Origin of the sequence: Phyllobacterium phragmitis, assembly GCF_002980495.1 — a bacterium.
Taxonomy (GTDB): Bacteria; Pseudomonadota; Alphaproteobacteria; order Rhizobiales; family Rhizobiaceae; genus Paramesorhizobium; species Paramesorhizobium phragmitis.
Genome location: NZ_PVBR01000001.1, coordinates 170,895 through 197,108, shown reverse-complemented (window position 1 = coordinate 197,108; position 26,214 = coordinate 170,895). Strand labels below are relative to the sequence as shown.

The window sequence follows — 26,214 nt, the reverse complement described above, 5'->3', positions numbered from 1 at the left end:
TCATTGGTCGCCATCGCTCAAGCGATGACCGTCAGTTGCGTCCGTAATCATCCTCGAAACGCACGATATCGTCTTCACCCAGATAGTCCCCACTTTGAACCTCGATCATCACAAGGCGCATGATTCCGGGATTTTCAAGGCGATGTTTGTTTCCACAAGGAATATATGTGGATTCATTGGTTGCCAGGATGAGTTCACGATCGCCATTCACCACTTTCGCCGTGCCGCTGACGACGACCCAATGCTCGGAGCGGTGATGATGCATCTGAAGGCTGAGGCTTGCCCCCGGCTTGACCTCGATGCGCTTGATCTTGAACCGCTCACCCTCCTCGAGAACCGTATAGGTGCCCCAGGGCCGGTGCACGGTTCTGTGCAGGCTGTGCGCTTCGTGGCCATTGTCCTTCAGCTGCGAGAAGAGTTGCTTGACGTTCTGCGCCTGGTCCTTGTGCGCGACGAGCACCGCATCCGCCGAATCGACGATGATCAGATCCTTCACGCCCACCGCGCCGACGAGACGGTCGGAGCTTTGGACATAACAGTTCTCGGCCCCGAAAAGCACCGTATCGCCGTTGATCCGGTTGCCGTGATCATCGGGATCCGTCAACTCGGCCAGGGCATTCCACGAACCGATATCGCTCCAACCGATATTGCAGCCGACGACCGCGACATTGGCGGCTTTTTCCAGCACCGCATAATCGATCGATTTTTTCGGCACCTGCGCAAAGGTATCGCGGTCCAGCTCGACCTGCGTGCCGCTTGCCACCGGCGACTGCTGCGCGGCAAGAAGGCTCCTGCGGCACTGTTCCAGAATATCAGGACAATGCTCTTCCATCAGTTTCGCCATGGTGCCGGCGGAAAAGCAGAACATGCCCGAATTCCAGTAGAAATGCCCTGATGCGATATATTCCTTGGCGCGCGCCAGATCGGGCTTTTCAACGAAGCGGACGACATCCTCGCCATTTGCCTCGATATAGCCATAGCCGGTTTCCGGATATTCCGGTGCGATCCCGAATGTCACCAGCCGCCCGGCCTGCGCCAGGGTGATCGCCTTGATCGCCGCCGCGCGAAAAGCCTCCAGGTCGCGGATCATGTGATCGGCGGGGAAGAGAGTGATGATCGCATCGTCGCCATAGACCTGCTGCACATGCAACGCGGCAATGGCGGTCGCGGCCGCCGTATCGCGCCCCATCGGCTCCAGCAGATAGGTGCATTCGAGCCCGGGAACATCCAGTTCGCGGTATTCGTCCTCGGTCTTGAAGAAGAGTTCACGATTGGTGATCGTCAATATCTGCTCGACATCCGGCAGCGCCGCGGCACGCAGATATGCGTGCTGCAAAAGGCTCTTTCCATCCGCCAGCCTGATGAAGGGCTTGGGATGCTTTTCCCGCGAAACGGGCCACAGACGGGCGCCCGCCCCTCCACTCATGATCACCGGTACGATCTTCATTATCGAGAGAACTCCTTGTCGCCCAATGCGCGTCTTGCGCGCTCCAGCCCCCATGCCAGCAGTTCGGCGGCACGCTCCCTGGAAGCGGCCTCCGTATAGCAGCGCAATTCAGGCGCATTGCCGGAAGCGCGATAATGCACGAGCTCGCCGCTCGACAGCACGACGCGCGTGCCATCGATGCGATCGCTTTCTCGAACCGACCCGGCATCGGCGAAGAATGCTTTCATGGTTTCGGCATCCTCGAGGCTTTTCAGAAAGGCGGCGCTCTCATCGGCCGCCACATGCTCTATCCGGCCGCTGCCGGTAAAGCGCGCGGGCAGCCCGTCGACGAGCCGCGACAATGACAGCCCCTCTTTCGCCGCCATTCCAAGAACGCTGAGGATCGGCAACATGGCGTCGCGCGTCGGCAAGGCATCGAGCGTCTGGTTATCGACGGCGACCGAGGTGCCGAGCAGAACGCCGCCATTGGCCTCGAAGCCGACGATGCAGCGGCGGCCATCGACGCCTGCCCTGTTCATGCCTTCGATGACATAGGGCGAGCCGACGCGGGTCCGGTAGACGGAATCGAAAAATCCGCAATGTTCGATCGAGCTGTTGGATGTCACCGGCGTCACCACGGCGTCGGCATCGAGGAAGCGGGCCGTCAAAAGCCCGACCATGTCGCCACGCAGGAAATGGCCGTTCTCATCTGATATCAATGGCCTGTCGGCATCGCCATCGGTTGAAACGAGCGCGTCCAGCTTGAGCTCACGACAGGTCTTTTCGGCAAAGGCGATATCCTCGGGGCGAAGCGCCTCGGTATCGACCGGAACGAAGCTATCGGAATGGCCGACGCCGATGGCATCCGCGCCGGCTTTCGCCAGAATGTCGACCATGATGTCGCGCGCGACCGAACTGTGCTGGTAGACGCCGATCCGCTTGCCCGAAAGCGCACCCGGCGCCAACAAGGACGAGCAGCGCTCGACATAGTGGCGCAAGGCATCGCCCGACAGGGCAGCATCGCCGCTTTTGGACGGCGCGGGCTTTTCAAGATCGAGAAAGGCCAGGATTCCCGCCTCGTCGGATTTGTCGATTTCGCCGTCGGGACGATAGAATTTCAAGCCATTGCGATCGGCGGGGATATGGCTCCCGGTCACCATGATCGCCGGAACCTTCAAGCTCAAGGCGCGCAGGGCCAGAGCCGGCGTCGGCAGCGGCCCGCAATTTTCGACGCGCATGCCAAAAGCCTTGGCCGCACCGATGCAGGCAGCCGCGATGCGCGGACTGCTCGCGCGCAGATCATAGCCGACAAGCAGAAGGCCGTCGGCCGGCACGGCATGCCGGCTTTGCAAATGTTTCAGAAATGCAATCGTGTAGGCCCTGCAAACGTCATCGCCAAGCTCGGTGACAAGCCCCCGCAGGCCACTTGTACCAAATTTCAAACCACTCATCGTCACATCATTGATTCGAGAAATGTCGGAAGTAAACGATTTTCACGAAAACCAGTGCAGTTCATATCGGGATTCGATCAGAAAGCACCGTCTAGCCGTTTTCCCTGGAAAAGACAACCGGACGACCGCATCCCTTCGGATGATTCAACTCAGGATTGTTACTCCAGGGTGATGCAGGTGGCGGACAATCGCGTCCGCTGGCGTGCAGACTATGGGCAAGGGCATAATTCAGCGATCATCTTTAGGGCGGTTCCTGTTTTGATGGAATCGCGAGGCGCCCCCTCTGTCCTGCCAGCGTTTCCATCTGAAAGTGAGCCGCTCCAGGTCTTCGTGCCCTTATCGGACACGATTTCCGCCCAGGCCAGCGTCTCCTCCTCGTTGAGGCAGGGGATCTGTATGATGAGCTTGTGCAGTATCCCCCTTGGTCGCTATTTTACGGCTGCCTGCGGCCGCCTCAGCCTGTTACGGCAACGCCGCCTCGCCTTCGGCCGGCCCGTCCTGGCTCAGTGGTGTTCCCCGGCCTTTGGAAAAGCGCTGCTGTTGCCTACCGATCTATAGTCCAGGCCGGTTCCCTCGATATCCTCGGCCTTGTAGACATTGCGCAGGTCGATCAGCACATTGCCGGTCATGAGGCCGGCGATCTTCTTCAGATCCAGCGCGCGGTAGGCGTTCCACTCGGTCAAAAGCGCAGTGACGCCGGCGCCTTCCGCTGCCTCATAGGCCGAGTTACACCAGACGACGCCGGGCAGCGCCGCCCTGGCCGTCACCATTGCTTCCGGATCATGGGCGCGCACGGTCAGCCCCGCCTTCTGGATCGCCGCGATGATATCGATCGCCGGCGCTTCGCGGATATCGTCGGTATTGGGCTTGAAGGCGACGCCGAGCACCGCCACGCTGGCCGCGTCGCTTTGGCGCGCCGCCTCGATAATGCGCGCGGCCATCGCCTGCTTGCGCGTCTCGTTGACCGCCACCACTTCCTCGATCAACGTCTGCGGCGCATCGAAGCGCCGCCCCGTCGCCGCGAAGGCGCGCGTATCCTTGGGGAAACACGAGCCGCCGAAACCGGGGCCCGCATGCAGGAACTTCGCCCCGATGCGCTTGTCCATGCCGATGGCGTGGGCCACCTCCTGGACATTGCCGCCGGCCTTCTCGCAAAGGTCCGCCACCTGGTTGATGAAGGTGACCTTCATCGCCAGGAAGGCATTGGCGGCATATTTGATGATCTCGGCATTCTCCAGCGTCGTCATCACCATCGGCGTCTCGCGCAGGTAGAGCGGCCGGTAGACGCGGCGCATCGCCTCGCGCCCACGCGTGTCCTCGACGCCGACCACCACGCGGTCGGGCCGCATGAAATCCTCGATCGCCGAGCCCTCGCGCAGGAATTCCGGGTTCGACACCATCGAGAACTCCACGCCGGGACGTGCGGCGCGGATACGATCACGGATGCGTGCATTGGTGCCGACCACCACCGTCGATTTGATGACGATGACAGCGCCGGGCTTCATCGCCGCCGCAACCGCGTCGGCCGCCGCCTCGATATATTGCAGATCCGCCTCGCCATCACCGCGGCGCGACGGCGTGCCGACCGCGATGAAGATCACATCGGCCCCGGCCACGCTCGCAGCGAGATCGGTGGTAAACGACAGCCGGCCATCGCGGATGTTGCGCGTCATCAGTTCGTCCAGCCCCGGCTCGAAGATCGTCGCCTCGCCCGCCGAAAGCCGCGCGATCAGCCCGGCATTCAGATCGACACAACTCACCTGAAACCCGAATTCCGCAAAACAAACCCCGGAGACCAGGCCGACATAGCCCGTGCCGATCATCGATATATTCATTTAATCAAGTCCGCTTATTTCTGGTAATTGGTGTTTATGGAGAATCTCTCCGCACGTCAAAGCCGAACTGGATTTTGCACAGGGGATGGGCTTGCTCGGTTTGAACTGCGTTTGGTCTGAGCCCAGCTCTCATCCCCAAGGGAATATTGAAACAGGCCTGCAGCGGAGTTCCGGATATCTCAACAAATTGGAGAATGAATGCTGGAGATATACGCGGTGGCAATCGATGCTCGAGTTGAACCGGTCGAAGCGTGCACAGGAGAGAAATCATAATCTCCCGTAAAATCCGTGCTGCGAAGCCTGCCAAGGCGCAAGCCAGACCGACAATTCAACATGAAGGAGCCATGCCGAGTTGAAATCTTGTAGTTCTCAAGCGGTGCTGATCGTGTTGGCGTTTACGTCAACGAAGAACGTATCCATGCCGCGCTGCGCATGCTGCATATGCCGCGTCACGTTCCCTCCTACCTGATGGACCGGAGTCGAAGTTCCGATTGAAGCCTTCGGCAAAGCCGCCGCTACCTGACGAAGTATTCACGACTACACTTGTCGGACGGTTTGCCCGAACCGCACTTTGGACATTGAGACCCTCGGAATAACAAATCGCATGAACTTGCTCGGAAGTGTAAGCTGTCGTTGCAGATATTGGCATCAGTGAAGGCTTAGGTCTTTCCGACGATACACAGGCCACCAGCACAACCATTGAACTTAGCAATATAATTACAGATTTAATCAAAGCCCCCTCTCACCAAAACCATCGGGATATAACATAGCTGTATCAGTCAGGACTATCAACGGTGGTGGCCGCAGTGTCTTGTCTCGGGCAAGCGAATTAAGAATCGGCATAGACAGATGGGGCGTTAATCTGAAGGCCGATGTTCCGACTTTATGCGCTGCAAAGTGTTACAGTTGCGATTTTTCCCATTCGCAAAAGTTTTTACGATACCCTTCCCGAGAGAACGATGACATGATCGCTGGCTGGGGTTCCTGGAAGCATTTAGAACTTTTTGCGTCTCGCCTCCGGCGGACATGAAAGTGCTCATGGTGGATGCGGAGAGGTTTAAACGGGTTTCGGCGTGATGGCGCTCCCGACGAATTCAAGTATGGCTTTGTGCGCGGAAGTGCTGTAATGTACACAAACGCCTCAAGAGGATTTTGCCATGTCCGCCAGCGCCACCATGACCATCCGTGTTTCCACAGACGTAAAAGACAAACTTGAACGTCTTGCGCTTGGCACACGGCGCAGCCGCTCTTTTCTTGCCGCCGAGGCTGTCTCTGCCTATGTGGATCGCGAACTTGAAATCGTCGAGGGAATCGAGAAAGCGCTGGCCAACGTAAAAGCCGGTAATGTCGCTTCTCATGATGAAGTAATGGGAGAAGCGCGGCAGATCATTGCGAACGCAAAAACCACGATAAGCTCAGCAGACTGATGCGCCCCGTAATCTGGGCGCCCGAGGCGCGCGCAGACTTTCTGGATATTCTACGTTACATCGCCAAGGACAACCCGCCCGCCGCCGAACGAGTTGGCATCCAGATAGAAAAAGTCGTGCAAGGTCTTGCTGCCAGGGCGACCGGTCGCCTTGGTCGCGTCAGTGGAACTTACGAAAAGAGTACGCCCAAATTACCTTATATCATCGCCTACGCCATCGCCTCCAATGAGGGGCGTGAGTGCATCGCTATATTGCGCGTGATCCACACATCACGCGACTGGCCCAACGAGGATTGGCCGACATAGCCCGCTCCGGGGTGAAAGAGCGCATTTGAATCGTAGTTTGGCTGGGGCGGCAGGATTCGAACCTGCGATTGCCGGTACCAAAAACCGGTGCCTTACCACTTGGCTACGCCCCATCGCTCGCTGTTGCATGTCTGAAAAAGACAGAGCGGTCGGGCGGCCTTATAGCCGCTCGCGAAGCCTTGCGCAATGGAGGTCTTTCACAGTTTGGCGCTTGCCACAGGCATTTCCCACAGGGCTGCGAAACGGCCGGCGCTGCTCCGACTTTGATTCCGCGAAATGCCGTAATTGCTTGTTTTTGCGAAAAGTCCGGACAGCGGCCGATCGCGTCTGGACTTGCTCCATCGACACGGCCAATGCTACTGGCATTCTCTCATGCTGCGAGAGCCTGGTCCCCATGTCTTTTCTGAACATGTCCTTTCCCGTCACGTCCGTTTTGATCATTTCGTTTCTGGCGAGCGCCGCAGCCGCCGTGCTGCTTCTGGCGGCTTTGGCGAGAGCACTGCCGTCCGGCTTTCTGGCCGCCGCCCAAAACGAGCGCTCCAACCATACGGCTCCAGCGCGCCAGATCGGCGGGTTGGCGGTTATTCCGGCGGCACTCGGCGTGCTGGTGGTGCTCGGGCCGGCGGCCGGCCTCGATGCACGCTTTCTCCTCTGCGTTTCGATTGCGGCGGCGCTTCTCTGGTTGACCGGCTTTTTAGACGACCGGCTTTCGCTTCCGGTTGCCGTGCGGCTTTGCGCGCAGATCCTCGCCGCCGGTCTCTGCGTCTATGGGTTCGGCCCGGATTTCCGGCTGCTGCCAGACCTTCTGCCGCAATGGCTGGAAGCATTGCTCATGGCGTTCGCGCTTCTGTCATTCATCAACATGACCAATTTCATGGACGGGCTCGACCTGATGAGCGTGACGGGCATCGGCATTCCGCTTCTTGCGGCCATGCTGCTTGCCGTGTTCGGCATGGCGGGCCCGCAAAGCGGCGCGCTCGCGGCGGCAACCGGCGGCGCGCTCCTCGGCTTCGCCTTCTTCAACAGGCCGCCTGCCCGGATATTCCTCGGCGATTCCGGCAGCCTGCCGCTCGGCCTCCTCGCAGGCGCCGTGTTCCTGATGGTGGCGCGCGAGACGGCGCTTCTCGCCGGCCTGCTGCTACCGCTCTATTATCTGCTGGAGACGGGCTCGACGCTGGTGATGCGGCTCGTGGCCGGCGAGAATGTCCTCGCCGCTCATTCGAAACATGCCTATCAGATCGCCCGGCGCGCCGGCTGGCCGGTGCTGCGCGTCATAGGCCATGTCGCGGTGCTCGATATTCTCCTGGCGATCTGCGCTGCAGGCGCGGCAACCACGGCTGGTCTTGCCGGGATGGCGATCTTCGCCGTCATAGGCCTGGCCGCAACGGCCGCACTTTTGTTGCGCTTGCGCGGAATTCTTTAAAGCAAGCCCGATCAGGCCGACAATTTGTGCAGCTCGCTTGCCGTTGCGATCAGGCCGAAAAGGATGCGCCGCGTCCGCTCCTCGTCGCGGGCGGCGACGGCGACGCGCAGTCTTTCGAGCTCCGCCGGCAGATCGGCGACGATCATGCCGTTGTGCCGGGCTTTCATGATCTTTGGATGCCGGGTGATTTCCGCGACCGAGGGATCGTAGAAAAGCTCCTCGAACAATTTTTCCCCGTCGCGTATGCCGACCACCTCGATCGCGATATCGCCTTCCGGATTGTTCTCATTGCGGACCGTCAGCCCGGCGAGCAGGACCATGTTTTCGGCAAGGTCGCGGATCTTGACCGGTTCGCCCATTTCGAGAAGCACGGTATCGCCGGTTTCCGATAAGGCTCCCGACTGGACGATCAATTCGGAAGCTTCCCTGATCGACATGAAATAGCGCGTCATGTCCTCGTGGGTGAGTGTAACAGGACCGCCTCGGGCAATCTGCTCTTGAAAGAGCGGGACGACGGAACCGTTCGAACCAAGGACATTGCCGAAGCGCACGGCGGAAAAGAACTGGTCCTGGCCGCTCGCCGCCGCCATTCTGCTATAGTGAAGCACGATGAACTCGGCCCAGCGCTTGGTTGCGCCCATGACGTTCGTCGGCCGGACCGCCTTGTCCGACGAGATCAGGACCATGCGCTCGATCCCCGTCGCCAGGACGGCTTCGGCAACGGCGGCGGTACCGAAGACATTGTTGCGAATGCCTTCGAACGGATTGGCCTCCACCAGGGGAACATGCTTGTAGGCGGCGCAATGATAGACGGTATCGACGCCGTTTTCACGGATGGCGCGCTCGACGAGTTCCTGGTCGAGCACCGAGCCCAGAAGCGGCACGATCTCGCAGCGCGCCTCCTCGCGGAGCTTGCGGTCGATCTGATAGAGCGCGAATTCGCTCATCTCGTACAGAACGATCCTGGCGGGCGACCAATGGGAAACCGTGCGGCAGAGTTCGCTGCCGATCGATCCGCCGGCGCCGGTCACCATGATCACCTTTCCTTCCACCATGCTGCGCAGGAGGGAAGCGTCGGGCGGAACGGGCGAACGGCCGAGCAGATCGTCGATCTCGATATTGCGCAGGGCGCTGACCAGATATTTGCCGCGCGTCAGATCGGCTATCGGCGGCAGAATGCGCGTATTGACCGGCAGTCCTTTGAGCTGCGCGATCAGCATGCGGCGTTGCGCGCTATCGAGCGTTGGATCGGAGATGACGACTTCGGTGATGCCGTGATTTTCGATCAGGCTCTGGATCTGCTCAGGCGGATAGACGCGCAGGCCGACGATATCCATTCCACAGAGCGCCGGATCCTGATCCACGAAGCCGAGCACGAATGTATCGCTATGGCTGCGCAGGGCCGTCGCCAGTTGCCGTCCGGCTTCGCCCGCCCCGACGATCAAGGCGGAATGGCTGTAGGTCTTGTCGTTCCGGCCAAGCCGCAGCAACCATTTTGCTCCGAACCGGCTCGAGGCAATCAGGATCGTGCTCAACAGCCAGTATAGCAGGGGCACCGATCGCGGCACGCCCTCTCCGCCCGTCATCTCGGTGAGAAAGACGAGCGTGATCCAGAACAGGGAGCCGATCGCCATTGCCTGGAAAATCGGCCAGATCGCCCGCTCCGGCAGATAACGGATGATCGCCCTGTAGAGCCCGAACCGCAGGAAAACCGGAATTGCAAGGACGGGAGCCGTCAGCATGAGAAGGCACTGCGCAGAGTTCGGCGTGAAAACGAAGCCGAGCCGCAGCACATAAGCGAGATAAACGCTCAAAAGCAGGATCACGAAATCCGCAGAAACCAGAATCAGCTGCTTGGAAAAGCGTGGAAGCAACGAGAGCTTCCCGCAAACACGATTAAAATTCATCACCGCCGCAGGTTCCGTTTTCGGCACGCCTCACCATATTCCCCATAACGGATACCAACCGGCCGATACCGGTCCTCGGTTGATCCGCTGGAATCGCTGCTACCAGCATGTCGTTATAATAGATAAAACGATCAATGGTAACAATCATCGGTTGAAATCATCATATTTGCACATGCCGACGTTTCAATGGTCCTTTGTCGTCCTTTGTGTCTCAAATATGATTTGGCGATGAAATGGGGCTTCACCGGCATTGTCGCCCCCGTTATCCACAGCACGGCCACTCGGCGCATGGAAGCGGCAGCGCATGAGCAGGGCCCATCGCATTGACGCTATTTGCCCTCCCCGTACCAAACCCGCCCTTTGCCGTGGTCAGGCATAGATGCCGACCAACCGACACAGCCTGGTGCCGGCAAGGGCCGTGGCGGGCGCCATGATGGTCTCCCGGATAAAGAGCAGGTTGGAGTTCGAGATGGGCGATCGTTCAGTGGTGAAGACGCTCACCATCGTGCTCTGGGTCGACCCGTCGCCATTGCTCACGGAGCCAAAGGCCGTACCGGTCGCGCCGCTGCCGGAGTAATCCATCCGGACCGGGCCGCCTACGCCCAGTACCGAATTGGAGAAAAGCAGACCTCGCTGACGCCATACCCTGCCGTAATTGTTGAACATGTAATTGCTGATATCGAGGGCGATCATATTCAGGGCATTGATGCCGGTGGGGTCGCCAAGACGGATGGTCTCGCCCGCCTCCCAAGTCGCGATATCGGCCATGTTTGCGACGTTGATCTGATTGGCGGCATTGTTCCAGTTGACCCAGGCCGATTGAGCAGGCGACTTGCTGACGTTCCAGACGCGGACCATGCTCGCATCGCGCATATCCGTGGAGAAAATCTCCTCGGCCTGATTGGTCGTCAGCGTGACGACAGATTCCCTCACTGAGGAGATGGCATAGGTGCGGGGACTACCTGAAGAGGTATTCACATTGATCCGCCAGATGTCCTTGGTGACAGCCGGGATCAAGGATGTCGTAAGCTGGCCCGAGTTGGGATCGCGGACCCCGCGGGAGAACTTCACCGTCCCGTCGTCCTTGTCCACCACGATGCCGTCATAGAAGGTGACGCCGTCCGGGCTCACCTTCACCTTCCAATCGTCATCGCCAAGCAGCCCGGAAAGTGCGCGCGTAGACCAACCGGTTTGAAAGATGAACCCGGCATCGTTGACCACGGCCGCCTTGTTGAGCGTTGCGCGCATATCGCCCGTTCCCGGCGTCACATCGTCATGGCTCAAAAGGAGGGCGTCCGATTTGACCGCAAGGCGGTTCGTATCGTCGGCGGCCGTGTTGACGCCGAGCTTTTCAACCATCCCAGCCGCCCCGGTGGAAAGACGAGCCCACTGCGCCCCATCGAAGACGGCCAGCAGATTTTCAGCCAGGACAAAGGCGATCCAGCCCGGCAATGGCGTATAGAAGGCCCAGCCGCCATCCTGGAAGACGGCGATATCATGCGCGTGACCGCTCCAGCCCTCCTGCGGCCCATCGGCGACGATATGGCGGTCCCCTTCCCGGGGGGCGCTTGGCGGGGTCGTCGCTCCGCGACCGATGACACTCAACTGCACCAAGGCATCCAACGCCCGCAGCGCCTCATTATGCGTGACATGCTTCTGCGCCTGGCTCGGCAGGATGTAAGGCAGTTTCAGATTGGCGGTTGTTTCCAAGGGGCGGATCCTTCTTTGTTTTCCGCCCTGGATTCTAAGAGACTGCGTGAGGTGTGGGATAAGTCGTAGAGCGGTTTATTTTCAAGAGGAAGCGCATGATGCCGCAAAATGTGAAGCAGTTTTCCGCTTGGACCGTTCCGGAATGGGTCCTCGGGTCAAGCCCGAGGATGACGATTGCAGGGATGTTTTCCGCCAATCGTAAACGTTGGAGACGGGCGGAAACCTCTCCAGTTCGTCATCCTCGGGCTTGACCCGAGGACCCATTCCGGAACATCGCCACCTCACCAGCGCTCAGACACTAAGGCCATTGCTATTTAAAGCGACCTCGCTTCCATCAAAACAGCTCACATCTAGCTGCCCCGATAGGTCGAGTAGGACCAGGGACTGACCAGCAGCGGGACATGATAATTGCCGTCGGCATTGGCGATGGCAAAGCGGATCGGGATGAGATCGAGGAATGGCGGGTCGGACAGGTCCGCGCCCTGGCCTGAGAAATATTCGGCGACGTGGAATTGCAATTCGTATCGTCCCGCTTCCAATCCCCCGTCCGCCAGCAGCGGATCGTCGGTACGTCCGTCGAGATTGGTCACGGCGCGCTTGACGAGCTCGGCCTTGCCGTCGCTGTGGATGCGATAGAGCTCCAGGCGCATTGCCGCCGCCGGACGGCCATTGGCGGTATCCAATACATGCGTGGAAAGCTTTCCCATTCGTTACCCCTATAGGATCAGATCATCGAGGCGCAGGCGCGCTATCCGGGCGATCTGGCGCAATGCCTCATCGATCTCGGCGTCGGTTGAGTTATCGAGCCGGGCGCGGAAAGATGCAAGGATGGAACGCGCATCGTGGGCGCCGCCATCGAAGCCGCGCACGGCGAGCACGAAGGGGAAGCCGAAGCGGGCCTTGTAGGCGTCGTTCAGGCGATGAAATTCCTCGAACTCGGTATCGGACAGGCGGTCCAGCCCCGCGCCCTTTTGCTCGCGGGTCGATTCCTCGGTGAGTGCGCCGGCCCGCGCAGCCTTTCCCGCGAGATCGGGATGGGCGCGGATCAGCGCGACCTGCTTGTCGCGGCCTGCCGTGGCGACGGTTTCCGCCATTGCCGCGTGCAGCGCCTCGATGGTGTCGAAGGGCCGCTTATCGGCAACCGCTTCGGCCACCCAGGGGGAATGCTCGAAGATGCCGCCCAGTGCCGCGACAAAGTTCACGCGCGGCGTCTCATTCAGTTCATCAAGCGTCATGAGCAAGCCCGGTGATGGCGCGCAGCACGTTTTCCGGCGTGGCGGGCGCATCGAGTTCGGGCGCGACGCCCTTGCCGGCGATGGAAGCGATGGCGTCACGGATCGCAAGCCATACCGATACGCCCAGCATCAGCGGCGGCTCGCCTATGGCCTTCGAGCGGAAAATAGTTTCCTCGCGGTTCGGCACATCGTCGAGGATACGCACGTTGAATTGCGGCGGCACGTCGCGCGAACCCGGTATCTTGTAGGTCGAAGGGCCGACCGTCCTGAGCCTGCCCGTCTTGTCCCACCAAAGCTCCTCGCAGGTGAGCCAGCCCATGCCCTGCACGAAGGCGCCTTCGATCTGGCCGAGATCGATGGCCGGATTGAGCGTCGAGCCCACATCCTGCAAGATATCGGCGCGCAGGCAGCGCGTTTCGCCGGTGAGCGTATCGACCGCGACCTCGGCCACCGCCGCGCCATAGGTGAAATAGAAGAAGGGCCGGCCCTTCATCGCCTTGCCGTCCCAGTGGATCTTCGGCGTGGCGTAATGCGCGGCCTCGGAAAGCTGCACGCGCTTGACCCAGACCATCTTCGCCAGATCGCGGAAGGAGATGGATTCGTTTCCGGCATGGACGCGGCCTTCGCGGAAGACGATCCCCTCCTCGTCGACGCCGAAATGCTCCGCGGCGACCTGCGTCATGCGCTTCTTGATGGCGCTTGCCGCCTTGAAGGCCGCCATGCCGTTCAGGTCCGAGCCGGTCGAGGCGGCGGTGGCGCTGGTGTTCGGCACCTTGCCCGTGGCGGTCGACGATATCTTGACCATGTCGAGATCGACCTGGAAGACCTCGGCCACCACCTGCGCCACCTTGACGAACAGGCCCTGCCCCATCTCCGTGCCGCCATGGTTGAGGAAGATCGAGCCGTCGAGATAGACATGGACCAGCGCGCCGGCCTGGTTGAGCGAGGTCAGGTTGAAGGAGATGCCGAATTTCACCGGCATCATCGCCAGCCCGCGCCGGATCACCGGCGCGGCGGCGTTATGTTCGTCGATCTCGCGGCGGCGCTCCTGCCAGAAGGCGGAGGCGAGCACGGCGTCGGTCACCTCGATGAGGCGGTTATCCTCGACCTTCTGGCCATAAGGCGTCATGTCGCCCGTCTCGTCGCCGTAATAGTTGATGCGGCGCACCTCGTTCGGATCGCGGCCAAGCTCACGCGCGATGGTGTCGATTATGGCCTCGATGGTGAGAATGCCTTGAGGCCCGCCGAAACCCCGGAATGCGGTGTTGGAAACCGTATTGGTCTTGCAGGCGTGGCCGACGAAACGGGCATTGGGGATAAAGTAGGAATTATCGGTGTGGGTCAGCGTGCGGGTGATGACCGCGCCGGTCAGATCGGGCAGGTTTCCCGCCCGCGCCAGATATTCCACTTCGAGCCCGAGAATACGGCCCCGGTCGTCGGTGCCGACCTTCCAGTTGGCGACGTAATCGTGGCGCTTGCCGGTTCCGGCCATGTCGTCGCGGCGCTTCAGCCGCAGCTTGCAGGGACGTCCCGTCTTGGCGGCGACCAGCGCCGCCGCACCCGCGATGATCGTCGCCTGGCTCTCCTTGCCGCCGAAGCCGCCGCCCATGCGCCGCACCTGGCATTCCACGGCATTGGCGTGAAGACCCAAGAGATGCGCCACATGGTGCTGCACCTCGGTCGGATGCTGCGTCGAGGAATGGACCAGCATGTCGCCGCCCTCGCCCGGAATGGCATAGGCGATATGGGTTTCGAGGTAGAAATGGTCCTGACCGCCCATGCGGAGCTTGCCGGAGAAGACATGGCGCGCCGCGGCGATCGCGCCTGCCGCATCGCCCTCGCAGACGGTCTGCGGCGGCAGGACATAGCTCTTTGCGGCATGCGCCTCTTCGACGTCGAGAACCGGCGGCAGTTCCTCGATATCGAGCTTCACCAGCCGTGCGGCGCGACAGGCGATCTCGAAACTGTCGGCGGCGACGACGGCGATCACCCTGCCTTCATGGTCGAGCAGTTCCTCGGCGAAAAGCGGTTCGCCCGGCAGGACCGGGCCGACATCGTTGACACCGGGCATATCCCCAGCCGACCAGACACCCGCAACGCCTGCCAGCGCCAGCGCCGCACTCGCATCGAAGCCCTTCAGCCTGCCATGGGCAATGGGTGAAAGCACGAAGGCGGCGTGCAGCGTGCCGGGCAGTTCCGGCATGTCGTCGATATAGGCTGCTTCGCCCGCGACATGGCGCGCAGCGGAATCATGCGCGATGCCGCGCCCGACGATACTGCGCTGCACGGTCTTGGCCTGAGGGCTCGGAACGTCGATGTTCATAGCGCCATCACCTCCACCGTCTCGCCTAAGAGATCGCGGCGGAAGCGCTCGGCAAGGTTCGCCGCGACCATCAGCCGGTATTCCGCGCTGCCGCGCCAGTCGCTCAAGGGCGCGAAGGCATCGCGAATGGCGGCGGCGCAGGCGCGCGCCGCTTCCGCGTCGAGCCGCTTTCCCACAAGTGCCGCCTCGGCCTCTCGCACACGCTTCGGAATGGCCGCCATGCCGCCAAAGGCGATGCGGGCCGATTTGACGATGCCGCCGTCGCGCACCACCGAGAATGCACCGCAGACGGTCGATATGTCCTGATCGTAACGCTTGGAAATCTTGTAAACGCGGAATTCCTGCCCCCCCGCTGGTTTGGAAATGCGGATCGACGCGATCACCTCGTCCGGCTTCAGCTCCGTCTTGCGGTAGTCGAGGAAGAAATCCTCAAGCGGCATGGTGCGTTTGCCGCCCTGCGAGGCAAGCTCGATCTCCGCGCCAAGCGCGATCAGCGCCGGCGGACCGTCGCCGATCGGGCTTGCCGTGCCGATATTGCCGCCGATCGTGCCCATCGAACGGATCTGCGCCGAGCCGAAGCGGCGGATGAGGGTGGCGAACGAAGGATAGAGCGGGGCGACATGCGCCAGCACCTCCTCCCATGTCACCGCCGCGCCGAAGCTCAGATGCGCCGGCGTCTCCTCGATGCGGCGCAGTTCGCGCACATGGGCGGTCGAGATCACTTCACGCCAATCGCCGTGGAAATCCGCAAGCGCCACGCCGAGATCGGTGCCGCCGGCGAGCAGCACGGTATCCGGCCTGTCGCGGCGAAGTTTTAGGAGATCATCGAGCGTTTGCGGCTGGTGAAAGACGGCACCAGAAGTCGCTATTTCGACCGATGATTTCAGTTCCTCGAAAGCCTCGACGGTGGGCCCCGGAATGGACGCGCCGCCGTCGCCGACCACCTTGCGCGCTGCCTCCACGATGGGCCGGTATCCCGTGCAGCGGCAGAGATTGCCGGCAAGCGCGTCGTGGATGGCATGATCGTCGGCGGCAGTCTCGTTTGCCGCGAGCCCGGCAAGCGATATGACGATACCAGGCGTGCAGAAGCCGCATTGCGACGAACCGTTCTCGGCCATCGCCGCCTGGATCGGGTGCAGCGTTTCGCCTTTCAACCCCTCGACCGTCACCAGCGCCCGTCCGTCGATCTGGCCCATGGTCATGATGCAGCTATTGGCCGCGTGATAGCGGATTTCACCGTTCGAGGCGTCACCCAACAGCACGGAACAGGCACCGCAATCACCCTCGGCGCAGCCCTCCTTGGTGCCGGTCAGCCGTGGGCCTGATCGCAACCATTCGAGAACGGTGATATCGGGGCGGACGGCGACATCCTGTTTTTGACCATTCAGAAAAAATCGGATCGAATTTGCCATGGGGTGAAGCTTCCGACGATGGGCTAAGGCCGTCAAGGATTATTGCGGAGGGGGCCGATTCTTTGGCTGCATTTCATTTTAACTAGAAACGTTGGCGGGACAGATACCCCCCTCTGCCCTGCCGGGCAGGACAGAGGGGGGTGTGCCTCGCGATTCCATCAAAACAGGAACCGTTCTAGGGATGAAAAGGGAAGGAAAGAATATCAAATCCCGACTTCAATCCCTTTGATCCGATAAACAACACCCTCGAAGAAGAACTCCTCAAGATTATTGCCCTCGCCGCCGCGGTCGACGACCAGGAACTCGGAAGCCTGCTCTAGCGCCAACAGCGGGTGATGCCAGATATTGCGGCGGTAGTTGACGCCCTGATGGCCCTCGGCCAGGAACGCCTGCGGCCGGCCGGGGCGGCCGTGTTCATCCTCGGCCACCACCACCAGAAATGGCCGCCGCTCAAGCGGCATGAAGGCCTGTGAGCCGAGCGGATGACGTTCGAACATGGCGATATCGATGGGCGGCGCGAAGGCCTGCCCGCGGAAGATGTTGATCAGCACCCACGCCGCCTCGCCCGTCGCTTCGACATTGGCGAGATCGTGGAAGCGCTCGGTGGTGCCATGGTTGATGAGGCGCATTTCGGCGCCGTCGGTCTCGATCACATCGCCGAAAGGGGCGAAGGCCTCTTTGGTCAAAGGACGGACGCCGAGGCTTTCCACCCTCACGATGCGGGCTCCGCAGGGGCATGATGTTCATGCCAGTGGCGGGCGATGTCGACGCGTTTGGTCACCCAGACCTTTTCGTGGTTGGTCACATAATCGAGGAAACGTTCAAGCGCCGCCGCACGTCCCGGCCGCCCGGCCAACCGGCAGTGCAGCCCGACCGACATCATTTTCGGCGCGCCTTCGGCCCCCTCGCGGTAGAGCATGTCGAAGCTGTCCTTCAAATAAGTGAAGAACTGGTCGCCGGAATTAAAGCCTTGCGGGGTGGCGAAGCGCATGTCGTTGGCGTCGAGCGTATAGGGGACGATCAGATGCGGTCCTTTCGGTCCCTTGATCCAGTAAGGCAGTTCGTCCGCATAGGAATCGGCGGAATAGAGGAACCCGCCCTCCTCCATGACCAGCTTCAGCGTGTTGACGGACGGCTTGCCCTGATAGATGCCGAGCGGCCGCGAGCCGGTGATTTCGGTGTGGAGCCGCACGGCTTCGAGAATATGCCGGCGCTCTTCTTCTTGCGAAAAATCCTTGTATTCCAGCCAGCGCAGGCCATGACTGGCGATCTCCCAATCGGCTTCCTTCATCGCCGCGACGGCCTCCGGATTGCGCGCCATGGCGAGCGTCACGCCATAGACCGTCACCGGCAGGTTGCGGCGGGTGAAGATGCGCCAGAGCCGCCAGAAACCGGCGCGCGCGCCGTATTCATAAAGCGATTCCATATTGAAATTGCGCTGCCCCGGCCAGGCTTGCGCGCCGACGATTTCGGAAAGCAGGCACTCCGACGCCGGATCGCCATCGAGGATGCAGCTCTCGCCGCCTTCCTCGTAATTGACGACAAACTGCACGGCGATATTGACGCCGCCCGGCCAGCGCGGATCGGGCGTGTCGCGGCCATAGCCGATGAAATCACGGGGATAGGAAGCCTGCATGGAGAAATCCTCTGGATATTTCTGTCGTGAGGGAAGCGGGCCGGGCTGCTTTTTGTCAACAAAAAAGCCGAGCATGAAGCCCGGCTTTTTCGTGTCACTGGCTAAATTCAGCGGCGCTTGAACAGCGCGCCGATGGCGGGGATCAGGCAGGCGGCGAGCGCCAGCTTGACCAGATCGCCGATGATGAAGATGCCGAAGCCATAGGCGAGGCCCTTTTCGAGACCAAAGAGATAGGCCATCCACAGGGCGCCCAAGGCCAGGATGATCGCCTCGCCGGCGAGCATGAAGCCGCCGAGCGCGAACGGATTGCGCGAAAGCCCAAGATCGGCGGCGCGGCCGACGACCCATGCGGCGGCGAGATAGGCAAGGAGATAACCGCCGGTCGGGCCGACCATATAGGCAAGGCCGATGCCCTTTTCAGGCGTTCCGGTGAAGACCGGCAGGCCGAGCGCGCCTTCGAGGAGGTAGAGCGCGACGGTGGCGACCGCGAGGCGCGAGCCATAGGCGGCGGCGATGGCGAAAAGGGCGAAGGTCTGCATCGTCACATTCACATAGACGAGATCGACCTTGATCTTGGCGGAGATCGTCAGCAGCGCGGTGCCGACGAGCGCCAGCGAAACGAACCAGAAGGCGCGGGCAAGCTGACCCTCCGGCAGGAATCGTTCGGCCAGCGAAGCATTTGCGATACGGGTTTGGACAGGGATCATGGGCTCATTCTCCGGAGCGGCTGTTACCGTTGATGATTACCGTATATTAAGGAAACGCCCACCCGGCAATATGATTAGATCATGTTCATGATCGATTCCAAGAGTTAAGAGCGGGATGCGGGCGGAAAACCGCTTCACACTTTTCCTCATCCCGCTCAATGACAGAATGAAGAGTTCCCTGCCCGATGGCGCTTGTTTTCGACAATTCCTTCGCTCCCGATCATGGCAATGCGGTCGATGTCGCACCCGGCATACAGCGAATCACGGTCAATAATCCGGGGCCGTTCACCTTTCACGGCACCAATTCCTATCTCGTCGGGCGCGATACGCTGGCGATCATCGATCCGGGGCCGGTAGATGAAGCGCATTATGCAGCGCTCTCGCGCGCCATCGCCGGACGCCCGGTCAGCCATATCTTCGTCAGCCATACACATCGCGACCATTCGCCCCTCGCCGCAAAGCTGAAAGAGATGCTGGGCGCCGTCACCGTGGCGGAAGGGGTGCACCGCCCTGCCCGTCCGTTGCATATCGGCGAGATCAACGTGCTCGACGCCAGCGCCGACATGGATTTCAAACCGGATATTTTCATCGGCGACGGCGCAGTCATCGAGGGCGATGGCTGGGCGTTGCGAGCCGTCCATACGCCGGGCCATACCGCAAACCATACGGCCTTTGCGCTCGAAGGGACCGGCGTGCTCTTTTCCGCCGATCACGTCATGGCCTGGGCGACGACGATCGTCGCGCCGCCGGATGGCGCAATGGCCGATTACATGGCATCGCTCGACAAGCTGCTCGCGCGTGATGACAGTATCTACCTGCCGGGCCACGGCGGCTCGGTGACCAACCCCAAGACATTCGTACGCGGGCTGCGCATGCATCGCCGGATGCGTGAGCGCGCCGTTCTCGAACGCATCCGCAAAGGCGACCGCACCATCCCCGAGATGGTGAAGGCGATCTATCGCGATACGGACCCGCGCCTGCATGGCGCGGCCGGCCTCTCCGTGCTCGCCCATCTGGAAGATCTCGTCGCGCGCGGGCTCGTGGCGACCGACGGCAATCCGGCGCTCGACGGCGTGTTCGTTCCGGGAATAGGGGGATAAGGGAATAGGGAATAGGGAATAGGGAATAGGGGAGTAGGGGAGTATGTATTGGACCGCTCGTGCTATTCGCCTTTCACGAAAGTGGACGAAATAGGCAATAAACATATTCCCTTATTCCCTTATTCCCCTATTCCCTATCTCACCCCTCGGACGGAGCGCCGCTGACCTGCTGATCAAGCCGCATCATGAAATCGGCGATATGGCGGGCATTCATGCCGAGGTCGCGCTTTGCGTAGCGCGAGACGGAGCGCATATCGACATAGGTCGTCTCCCCCTCATCGGTCAGGCGGATGGCGATATCGCTGGTGAAGCCGAGCAGGAAGCTGCGTGCAACGGCTTCCACAATGGTTTCAACCTGTTCGCCCGGCACGCCGAAGCGGCCCGTCGCGGTCCAGCCCTCGGCATCGATGACGGCCATGACCGCTTCAAGGATGCGGTCCGGCGACCCGTCATAGCGCCGTCCGGTCACTTGCGGATATGCGGCCGTCTGCATGGCGGCGCGCAGTGCAGCAGCATTGTCGATCGGATTCATACCCGGCTTTCGCTCATGGACGGCGCGAAAAAACAGCGGCGGCGTGCTGAGATCGGTGGAAATGTCGTAGAGCGGCGGCGTCACGAAGGCCAGATACGCCGTCACGGCAAAAGGCGAGAGCACCGCAAGCGCGATCACGGATCCCCACAGGGAGCGCGTGCCGCCCTTGTCGCCATTGCGCCAGAGATCGACGAAACCCTTGGCCGCGAGCATCAGCGCAAGAAGCGCCAGCCCTGCGACCAAAGCGGCAAGGATCAGGAAATCCGGCGTCTCGATAGCCTGGAACCGATGGCCGAGGGCGGAGAACACGAAAACGACGGCGGAAAAGGCCGCCAGCCGGAGCGACCAGGCGGCAGAACGCGATTTGCGCCGCTCATAACGCAGTTTCCTCACCTTCGGCCGCCCCTCTTCTGGCAATCATCATTCTGTTTTATCTGATTTTATCCGCCCGCGCGTTCCCGGTCAAAGCCGTTCAGCAGGCGGCAACGAACACCCTTTGTTTCCCATCTGAATCAAATGTCATGGGGGAACAAAAAGGCGCCATTGCGAGAATGCGTCATAGCAGGCATGGTGTATACGGGGGCTTCAGTGGATTCGGTCCGGGAGTATGTGACATGAATCGAGCCCCAGTAACCGGCCTAGCGCCGGAAAAGCTGCAGATCGAGAATACGGCCACGCTCGAGGCCGTCGAAGTTGAATTCGCGCTCGGCGCCCAGGATGTGCTGACCGACGGCTTCGACGGGGCGCTAGCCAAGGCGGCGAAACTCGTTAGCGGCGAGGTTCTGTTCAATATGCCCGCGCTCGACACCAGCGAGGCGCAGAGGATCGGCGCAATAGCCATTGCAGGCAATCCCTATGATCAGATCATCTTCGTGACGCTGCTCAATGACGGCATCACGCTGTCGCTCGCGCCGCTCAAAGGCGAAAACGCGCTGTTCGAAAGCCTGGGCCACAACTATGCGGCTGTCATGCGCAAGCTCGGCGGCGATCCGGCTTAGGAGATTAAAGCGGTCCAGTTTAAGATTGAAACGTTGGCGCTTCTATTCATATACAATATTTTAAAGCACGATGCCGAAAAGTGCGAAGCAGTTTTCCGTTTGGACCGCTCCGGAATGGGTCCTCGGGTCAAGCCCGAGGATGACGATTGCGGGGATGTTTTCCGCCAATCGCCAACGTTGAAGACGGGCGGAAACCTCTCCAGTCGTCATCCTCGGGCTTGACCCGAGGACCCATTCCGGAACATCGCCACTCCACCAGCGGTCACAGAAACCGCTTTAATTGACTGCGCGCAACTGCACAGCGGCGGTAATCTTAGGAGTTTTTACCGGCTTTGACATGTGGACCGGATCGAGCGTCTGCGACGACTGGACATCGTTCAGGCGGACGAAATGCACGCCCCTGGCTTTCAGGGCCAGAATGCCCTTCACCACGCCCTCGCCCGCCGAGCGGGTCGGCTGGTTGATATGGGCGATGATGACATTGCCATCCTTGGCCGCGGCGATGCGCTTTTCCACCACGGGAGCCAGAAGCGAGGCGCCCATATCGCCATTGAGCGAATAGCCGGCGACCTTGTAGCCCATTTTCTCGATCAGCTTGACCGCATCGAGCGAATAGCGCGCCGTTGCGCCACGATACCAGTGCGGTGCCTTGCCCGTATTCTCCCGCACGACATCCGCCCCGCCCTGCACTTCCGCGCGGATCGCGGCGAGGCTGCCGGCGGTCTTGATGCCGTACATGGTGGGAACGTTGTCTATCGGCGGCACATGGTTCAGCCCATGGTTTTCCAGCTCGAACAGATCAGGGTGGGCCTTCATCACATCAAGCGCTTGCGCATTGTTCTTCACCCACCGCCCGGTGATGAAGATCGTGGCCGGGATTTTGTGCTCGACAAGCGTATCGAGGATGCGCTTGTCGGTCTGCCCCATGCAGGCATCCAGCGTCAGCGCCACCTGCGGCGCGGCCGGCCCGCCCTTGGCAATATGCAATTGCGGCTCGACGATATCGGCGGCGTGGGCAACGGCACTGCTCATGAAAACGAAGGCAAGAGCATAGGCATAAAGGGGAAAACGCACGATGAGGTATCCGCATCGGTTTCGACACCGGAAGATTGATCGAGCATCCAAGCCGAATTGTGGCGGAGGTTGTAAATTGATATATTCAACAACCTATTTTTGTGATTAGGGTTATAAATTACTGAATTTGCGGGGTGTTTTTACGGGTTCGCACTTCAACACCCCCCTCTGGCCTGCCGGCCATCTCCCCCACAAGGGTGGAGATTGGCTGACAGAAGCCTCGATATTCATTCTTCAACGTATGCGATTGGTGGCAAACATTAATGAAGGCTAATCTCCCTCCTTGAGGGGGAGATGGCCGGCAGGCCAGAGGGGGGTGTTCCAGTATAGCGCAACTGAAAAAGCATCTCTATGCAACCGGAACAGCCGCCGCCGCTTTCTCCGGATTTGCCTGCGCTTTGCGGATCGCCGACTGCGCCGCCGCCAGTCTGGCGATCGGCACCCGGAAAGGCGAGCAGGAGACGTAATCGAGGCCGGTTTCCTCACAAAAAGCGATGGATGCGGGATCGCCGCCGTGCTCGCCGCAAATGCCGAGCTTGATATCGGGGCGCGTGCTGCGGCCGCGCTCGACGGCGAGCTTCACCAGTTCGCCGACACCGTCGAGATCCAGCGAGACGAACGGATCGCGCTCGATTAGCCCCAAGCGCTGGTAGACCGAGAGGAAAGACGCGGCGTCGTCGCGCGAGATGCCGAAGGTGGTCTGCGTCAGGTCGTTTGTGCCAAACGAGAAGAACTCCGCCGTTTCCGCAATCTCGTGCGCCCGGATGGCGGCGCGCGGCAGTTCGATCATCGTGCCGACGAGATAGTCGATCTTCACGCCGGACTCCTCGATGACCTCAAGGGCCACCGCATCGATGCGCGCCTTGACGAAATCGAGCTCCTCCTTGAGGCCGACCAGCGGCACCATGATTTCCGGCACCACCGGCGCGCCGGTATTCCTTCCGGCCTCCACAGCCGCCTCGAAGATGGCGCGCGCCTGCATCTCGGCGATCTCCGGATAGGAAATCGCCAGCCGGCAGCCGCGATGGCCGAGCATCGGATTGAACTCGTGCAGGGCTTCGGTCCGCTCGCGCAGCTTATCGGCTTCGACGCCCATGGCCTGTGCCACTTCCGCGATCTCGCTTGAAGTCTTGGGCAGGAATTCGTGCAGCGGCGGATCGAGCAGGCGGATGGTGACTGGCAGGCCCTTCATGATCTCGAACAGTTCCACGAAATCGGAGCGCTGCATGGGGAGGAGCTTGGCAAGCGCCGTCCTCCTGCCCTCCTCGGTATCGGCGAGGATCATCTCGCGCATGGCGACGATGCGCTCGCCCTCGAAGAACATGTGCTCGGTGCGGCAAAGACCGATGCCTTCAGCACCGAAGGAATGCGCCATGCGGGCATCCGCCGGCGTCTCGGCATTGGTGCGCACCTTCATGCGCCGCGTCTTGTCGGCCCATTGCATGATGCGGCCGAAATCGCCCGAAAGCTCTGGCTGGAGCATCGCCACCTTGCCCCTCAGCACCTGGCCGGTGCCGCCATCGACGGTGATGACATCGCCTTTGTTCAGCGTGACGCCCGCCGCCATCACGGTTTCGTTGCGATAATCGACGCGCAGCGCGCCCGCTCCCGAGACGCAGGGCTTGCCCATGCCGCGGGCGACGACCGCCGCATGGCTGGTCATGCCGCCGCGGGTGGTGAGGATGCCTTCGGCGGCGTGCATGCCGTGAATATCCTCCGGGCTCGTCTCGACGCGCACCAGGATGACCTTGCGGCCTTCGGCCTTCGCCGCTTCGGCATCCTCGGATGAAAACACGATCTCGCCGGTCGCCGCGCCCGGAGAGGCGGGAAGACCGGTGCCGATGATGTTGCGTGTCGCGCCGGGATCGATGGTCGGGTGCAGGAGTTGATCGAGCGAGGCGGGATCGATGCGCAGCACCGCCTCTTCCGGGCCGATCAGCCCTTCCTCGGCCATTTCCACCGCGATCTTCAGCGCGGCCTTGGCGGTGCGCTTGCCCGAACGGGTCTGCAGCATCCACAATTTGCCGCGCTCGATGGTGAATTCGAGGTCCTGCATGTCGCGATAATGCCGCTCGAGCGTATCGGCTACTTCCAAGAACTCAGCGAAGGCATCCGGCATGACCTTTTCAAGAGAAGGCTTGTCGGAGCCGGCGGCGATGCGCGCCTCCTCGGTGATGTTCTGCGGTGTGCGGATGCCCGCCACCACGTCCTCGCCCTGCGCATTGACGAGGAATTCGCCGTAGAGCTTCTTTTCGCCCGTCGACGGATTGCGGGTGAAGGCGACGCCCGTTGCCGACGTCTCGCCCATATTGCCGAAGACCATGGCCTGGACGCTGACCGCCGTGCCCCAGGCCGCCGGGATGTTATGCAGGCGGCGATAGGTGATGGCGCGGGCGTTCATCCAGCTGGAAAACACGGCGCCGATGGCGCCCCAGAGCTGCTTTTCCGGCGATTGCGGGAACGGTTCTCCAAGCTCTTCCTGAACTCTAGCCTTATAAAGCGCGATGACGCCCTTCCAGTCATCGGCGGTCAGGTCGGTATCGACCTCAGCCCCAAGATTGGCCTTGGTATCATCGAGTATTTCCTCGAAGAAGGCATGGTCGACGCCGAGCACGACATCGGAATACATCTGGATGAAACGGCGATAGCTGTCATAGGCGAAACGTTCATCGCCCGATTCCCGGGCGATGGCCGCAACCGTCTCGTCATTGAGGCCGAGATTGAGCACCGTATCCATCATGCCGGGCATGGACGCGCGGGCGCCCGACCGTACCGAAACAAGCAGCGGCTTTGCCGGATCGCCGAAGGTGCGGCCGGTCAGCGCTGCGATATGGGCGAGCGCCTTCTTCACCTCCGCCTCCAGTTCGGCCGGATAGCTGCGGTGGTGATCGTAATAATAGCTGCAGACTTCGGTGGTGATGGTAAATCCGGGAGGAACCGGCAGGCCGAGGCTCGCCATCTCCGCGAGATTGGCGCCCTTGCCGCCCAGCAGATTGCGGTCGCCGGCGGAACCTTCCGCCTTGCCGTCACCGAAATTATAGACCCATTTCACCATCGAGACCTCCCTCAGCAGCCCTGTCAGTCTCGATGCTTAAGCGATCAAAGCCGCCGGTGCCATTAGAAAATGCTGCGGTGCATAATCAAATCGATTAGAGCCGGAAACACCCGCATCCACGGCGAGATCAGACATTATCGCCTTGATTTTCACACCTATTTGCCAATGTGTGGTGATGATGCAGGCTTGGCTATTTCATCGCCTCTTGCGTTCTCCTTGAAATGGAAATAGAACATAAAGAGAACGAACCGGAGTAGATATCATGCGTGTGACAGGTAAGCTGGATTATCTCGAATTGCCGGCTGGCGGCGGGACGCTGGACAAGGTCAAGAATTTCTACAGCGCGGCGTTTTCCTGGTCCTTCACCGATTACGGGCCGACATATTCGGCTTTCGACGAGGGGCTGGACGGCGGCTTTGACGCCGCCCCGGGAGAACAGGCGGCAAAACCGCTGCCGGTGCTTTACTCCGAGAAGCTGGAGGAAACGCTCGATGCGGTCGAAAAGGCCGGCGGAAAAATCGTCAAGCCGATCTTCTCCTTCCCCGGCGGCCGCCGCTTCCACTTCACCGATCCCGCGGGCAACGAACTGGCGGTTTGGAGCGACAGGTAACGCGCGAGGCGCGTTTCGGTCGAAATAACGCTTGGCGCTCGCAGTGAA

At 60.9% G+C, this 26,214-nt stretch carries 21 protein-coding genes and 1 tRNA gene; 6 read left to right on the top strand and 16 right to left on the bottom strand.

Going from position 1 to position 26,214, the window contains the following annotated elements; translation table 11 throughout:
• Nucleotides 1–31: 31 nt before the first annotated feature.
• The 3 genes from C5748_RS00955 to C5748_RS00945 all read right to left on the bottom strand — a co-directional run bounded on the left by C5748_RS00955 (nucleotide 32) and on the right by C5748_RS00945 (nucleotide 4,712).
• Nucleotides 32–1,447 carry a mannose-1-phosphate guanylyltransferase/mannose-6-phosphate isomerase gene (locus tag C5748_RS00955; RefSeq protein WP_105740054.1) on the bottom strand — a complete coding sequence of 472 codons (1,416 nt, stop codon included), beginning with the start codon at nucleotides 1,445–1,447 and terminating at the stop codon, nucleotides 32–34.
• Entirely contained in the window at nucleotides 1,447–2,877 is a 1,431-nt protein-coding gene (locus C5748_RS00950; protein ID WP_105740286.1) for a phosphomannomutase, read from the bottom strand. The genes C5748_RS00955 and C5748_RS00950 overlap by 1 nt, the downstream gene beginning before the upstream one ends.
• Before the next feature lie 503 nt (nucleotides 2,878–3,380).
• The gene (locus C5748_RS00945; RefSeq protein ID WP_105740053.1) at nucleotides 3,381–4,712 is read right to left on the bottom strand and encodes a UDP-glucose dehydrogenase family protein; all 1,332 of its coding nucleotides are present in this window, start codon (nucleotides 4,710–4,712) and stop codon (nucleotides 3,381–3,383) included.
• 1,157 nt (nucleotides 4,713–5,869) lie between these two features.
• On the opposite strand from C5748_RS00945, the gene C5748_RS00940 reads away from it, so the two are divergent.
• Both C5748_RS00940 and C5748_RS00935 read left to right on the top strand, forming a co-directional pair.
• Nucleotides 5,870–6,139: a CopG family ribbon-helix-helix protein gene (locus C5748_RS00940; RefSeq protein ID WP_105740052.1), complete on the top strand. Its 270-nt coding sequence runs from the start codon at nucleotides 5,870–5,872 to the stop codon at nucleotides 6,137–6,139.
• Nucleotides 6,139–6,444, top strand: a complete 306-nt coding sequence (locus C5748_RS00935; protein ID WP_105740051.1) for a type II toxin-antitoxin system RelE/ParE family toxin — start codon at nucleotides 6,139–6,141, stop codon at nucleotides 6,442–6,444. The genes C5748_RS00940 and C5748_RS00935 overlap by 1 nt, the downstream gene beginning before the upstream one ends.
• Before the next feature lie 38 nt (nucleotides 6,445–6,482).
• Here C5748_RS00935 and C5748_RS00930 read toward each other — a convergent pair.
• A tRNA-Gln gene (locus C5748_RS00930) sits at nucleotides 6,483–6,557 on the bottom strand.
• 281 nt (nucleotides 6,558–6,838) lie between these two features.
• Between C5748_RS00930 and C5748_RS00920 the strand changes: the two genes are divergently transcribed.
• Entirely contained in the window at nucleotides 6,839–7,867 is a 1,029-nt protein-coding gene (locus C5748_RS00920) for an MraY family glycosyltransferase (protein ID WP_245428707.1), read from the top strand.
• Nucleotides 7,868–7,878: 11 nt separating this feature from the next.
• On the opposite strand, the gene C5748_RS00915 is transcribed toward C5748_RS00920, so the two are convergent.
• The 9 genes from C5748_RS00915 to C5748_RS00875 form a co-directional block, all read right to left on the bottom strand.
• Complete coding sequence (locus C5748_RS00915; RefSeq protein WP_105740285.1) at nucleotides 7,879–9,774, bottom strand: polysaccharide biosynthesis protein; 1,896 nt, start codon at nucleotides 9,772–9,774, stop codon at nucleotides 7,879–7,881.
• A 369-nt stretch (nucleotides 9,775–10,143) separates the two neighbouring features.
• Complete coding sequence (locus tag C5748_RS00910) at nucleotides 10,144–11,484, bottom strand: DUF2793 domain-containing protein (protein WP_158259793.1); 1,341 nt, start codon at nucleotides 11,482–11,484, stop codon at nucleotides 10,144–10,146.
• 350 nt (nucleotides 11,485–11,834) lie between these two features.
• Nucleotides 11,835–12,191 carry a hydroxyisourate hydrolase gene (gene uraH / locus C5748_RS00905; RefSeq protein WP_105740047.1) on the bottom strand — a complete coding sequence of 119 codons (357 nt, stop codon included), beginning with the start codon at nucleotides 12,189–12,191 and terminating at the stop codon, nucleotides 11,835–11,837.
• A gap of 9 nt (nucleotides 12,192–12,200) precedes the next feature.
• Nucleotides 12,201–12,719 (bottom strand): 2-oxo-4-hydroxy-4-carboxy-5-ureidoimidazoline decarboxylase, encoded by a 519-nt coding sequence (gene uraD / locus C5748_RS00900; RefSeq protein ID WP_105740046.1) that lies wholly within the window; start codon nucleotides 12,717–12,719, stop codon nucleotides 12,201–12,203.
• Nucleotides 12,709–15,042 (bottom strand): xanthine dehydrogenase molybdopterin binding subunit, encoded by a 2,334-nt coding sequence (gene xdhB / locus C5748_RS00895; RefSeq protein ID WP_105740045.1) that lies wholly within the window; start codon nucleotides 15,040–15,042, stop codon nucleotides 12,709–12,711. Before xdhB ends, uraD begins: the two co-directional genes overlap by 11 nt.
• Nucleotides 15,039–16,454, bottom strand: coding sequence for a xanthine dehydrogenase small subunit (gene xdhA, locus C5748_RS00890; protein WP_105740044.1), 1,416 nt, complete (start codon nucleotides 16,452–16,454; stop codon nucleotides 15,039–15,041). The genes xdhB and xdhA overlap by 4 nt, the downstream gene beginning before the upstream one ends.
• Before the next feature lie 203 nt (nucleotides 16,455–16,657).
• On the bottom strand, nucleotides 16,658–17,170 hold the full coding sequence (locus tag C5748_RS00885; protein ID WP_105740043.1) for an ureidoglycolate lyase: 513 nt from the start codon (nucleotides 17,168–17,170) through the stop codon (nucleotides 16,658–16,660).
• Entirely contained in the window at nucleotides 17,167–18,090 is a 924-nt protein-coding gene (gene puuE / locus C5748_RS00880) for an allantoinase PuuE (RefSeq protein ID WP_105740284.1), read from the bottom strand. The genes C5748_RS00885 and puuE overlap by 4 nt, the downstream gene beginning before the upstream one ends.
• A 107-nt stretch (nucleotides 18,091–18,197) precedes the next feature.
• Nucleotides 18,198–18,797: a biotin transporter BioY gene (locus C5748_RS00875; RefSeq protein ID WP_425350177.1), complete on the bottom strand. Its 600-nt coding sequence runs from the start codon at nucleotides 18,795–18,797 to the stop codon at nucleotides 18,198–18,200.
• 185 nt (nucleotides 18,798–18,982) lie between these two features.
• Here C5748_RS00875 and C5748_RS00870 point away from each other — a divergent pair, with 185 nt between their 5' ends.
• Nucleotides 18,983–19,897, top strand: a complete 915-nt coding sequence (locus tag C5748_RS00870; protein WP_105740042.1) for an MBL fold metallo-hydrolase — start codon at nucleotides 18,983–18,985, stop codon at nucleotides 19,895–19,897.
• A gap of 139 nt (nucleotides 19,898–20,036) precedes the next feature.
• On the opposite strand, the gene C5748_RS00865 is transcribed toward C5748_RS00870, so the two are convergent.
• The gene (locus C5748_RS00865) at nucleotides 20,037–20,822 is read right to left on the bottom strand and encodes a DUF1499 domain-containing protein (RefSeq protein ID WP_105740282.1); all 786 of its coding nucleotides are present in this window, start codon (nucleotides 20,820–20,822) and stop codon (nucleotides 20,037–20,039) included.
• Nucleotides 20,823–21,043: 221 nt separating this feature from the next.
• On the opposite strand from C5748_RS00865, the gene C5748_RS28750 reads away from it, so the two are divergent.
• Nucleotides 21,044–21,427 carry a hypothetical protein gene (locus C5748_RS28750; protein ID WP_245428705.1) on the top strand — a complete coding sequence of 128 codons (384 nt, stop codon included), beginning with the start codon at nucleotides 21,044–21,046 and terminating at the stop codon, nucleotides 21,425–21,427.
• Nucleotides 21,428–21,703: 276 nt separating this feature from the next.
• On the opposite strand, the gene C5748_RS00855 is transcribed toward C5748_RS28750, so the two are convergent.
• A complete protein-coding gene (locus C5748_RS00855; RefSeq protein ID WP_105740281.1) occupies nucleotides 21,704–22,459 on the bottom strand; it encodes a polysaccharide deacetylase family protein in 756 nt (251 codons plus the stop codon).
• A 391-nt stretch (nucleotides 22,460–22,850) separates the two neighbouring features.
• Nucleotides 22,851–25,556, bottom strand: coding sequence for a pyruvate, phosphate dikinase (gene ppdK, locus C5748_RS00845; protein ID WP_105740040.1), 2,706 nt, complete (start codon nucleotides 25,554–25,556; stop codon nucleotides 22,851–22,853).
• Nucleotides 25,557–25,818: 262 nt separating this feature from the next.
• Between ppdK and C5748_RS00840 the strand changes: the two genes are divergently transcribed.
• Complete coding sequence (locus tag C5748_RS00840) at nucleotides 25,819–26,166, top strand: VOC family protein (RefSeq protein ID WP_105740039.1); 348 nt, start codon at nucleotides 25,819–25,821, stop codon at nucleotides 26,164–26,166.
• Nucleotides 26,167–26,214 lie beyond the last annotated feature (48 nt).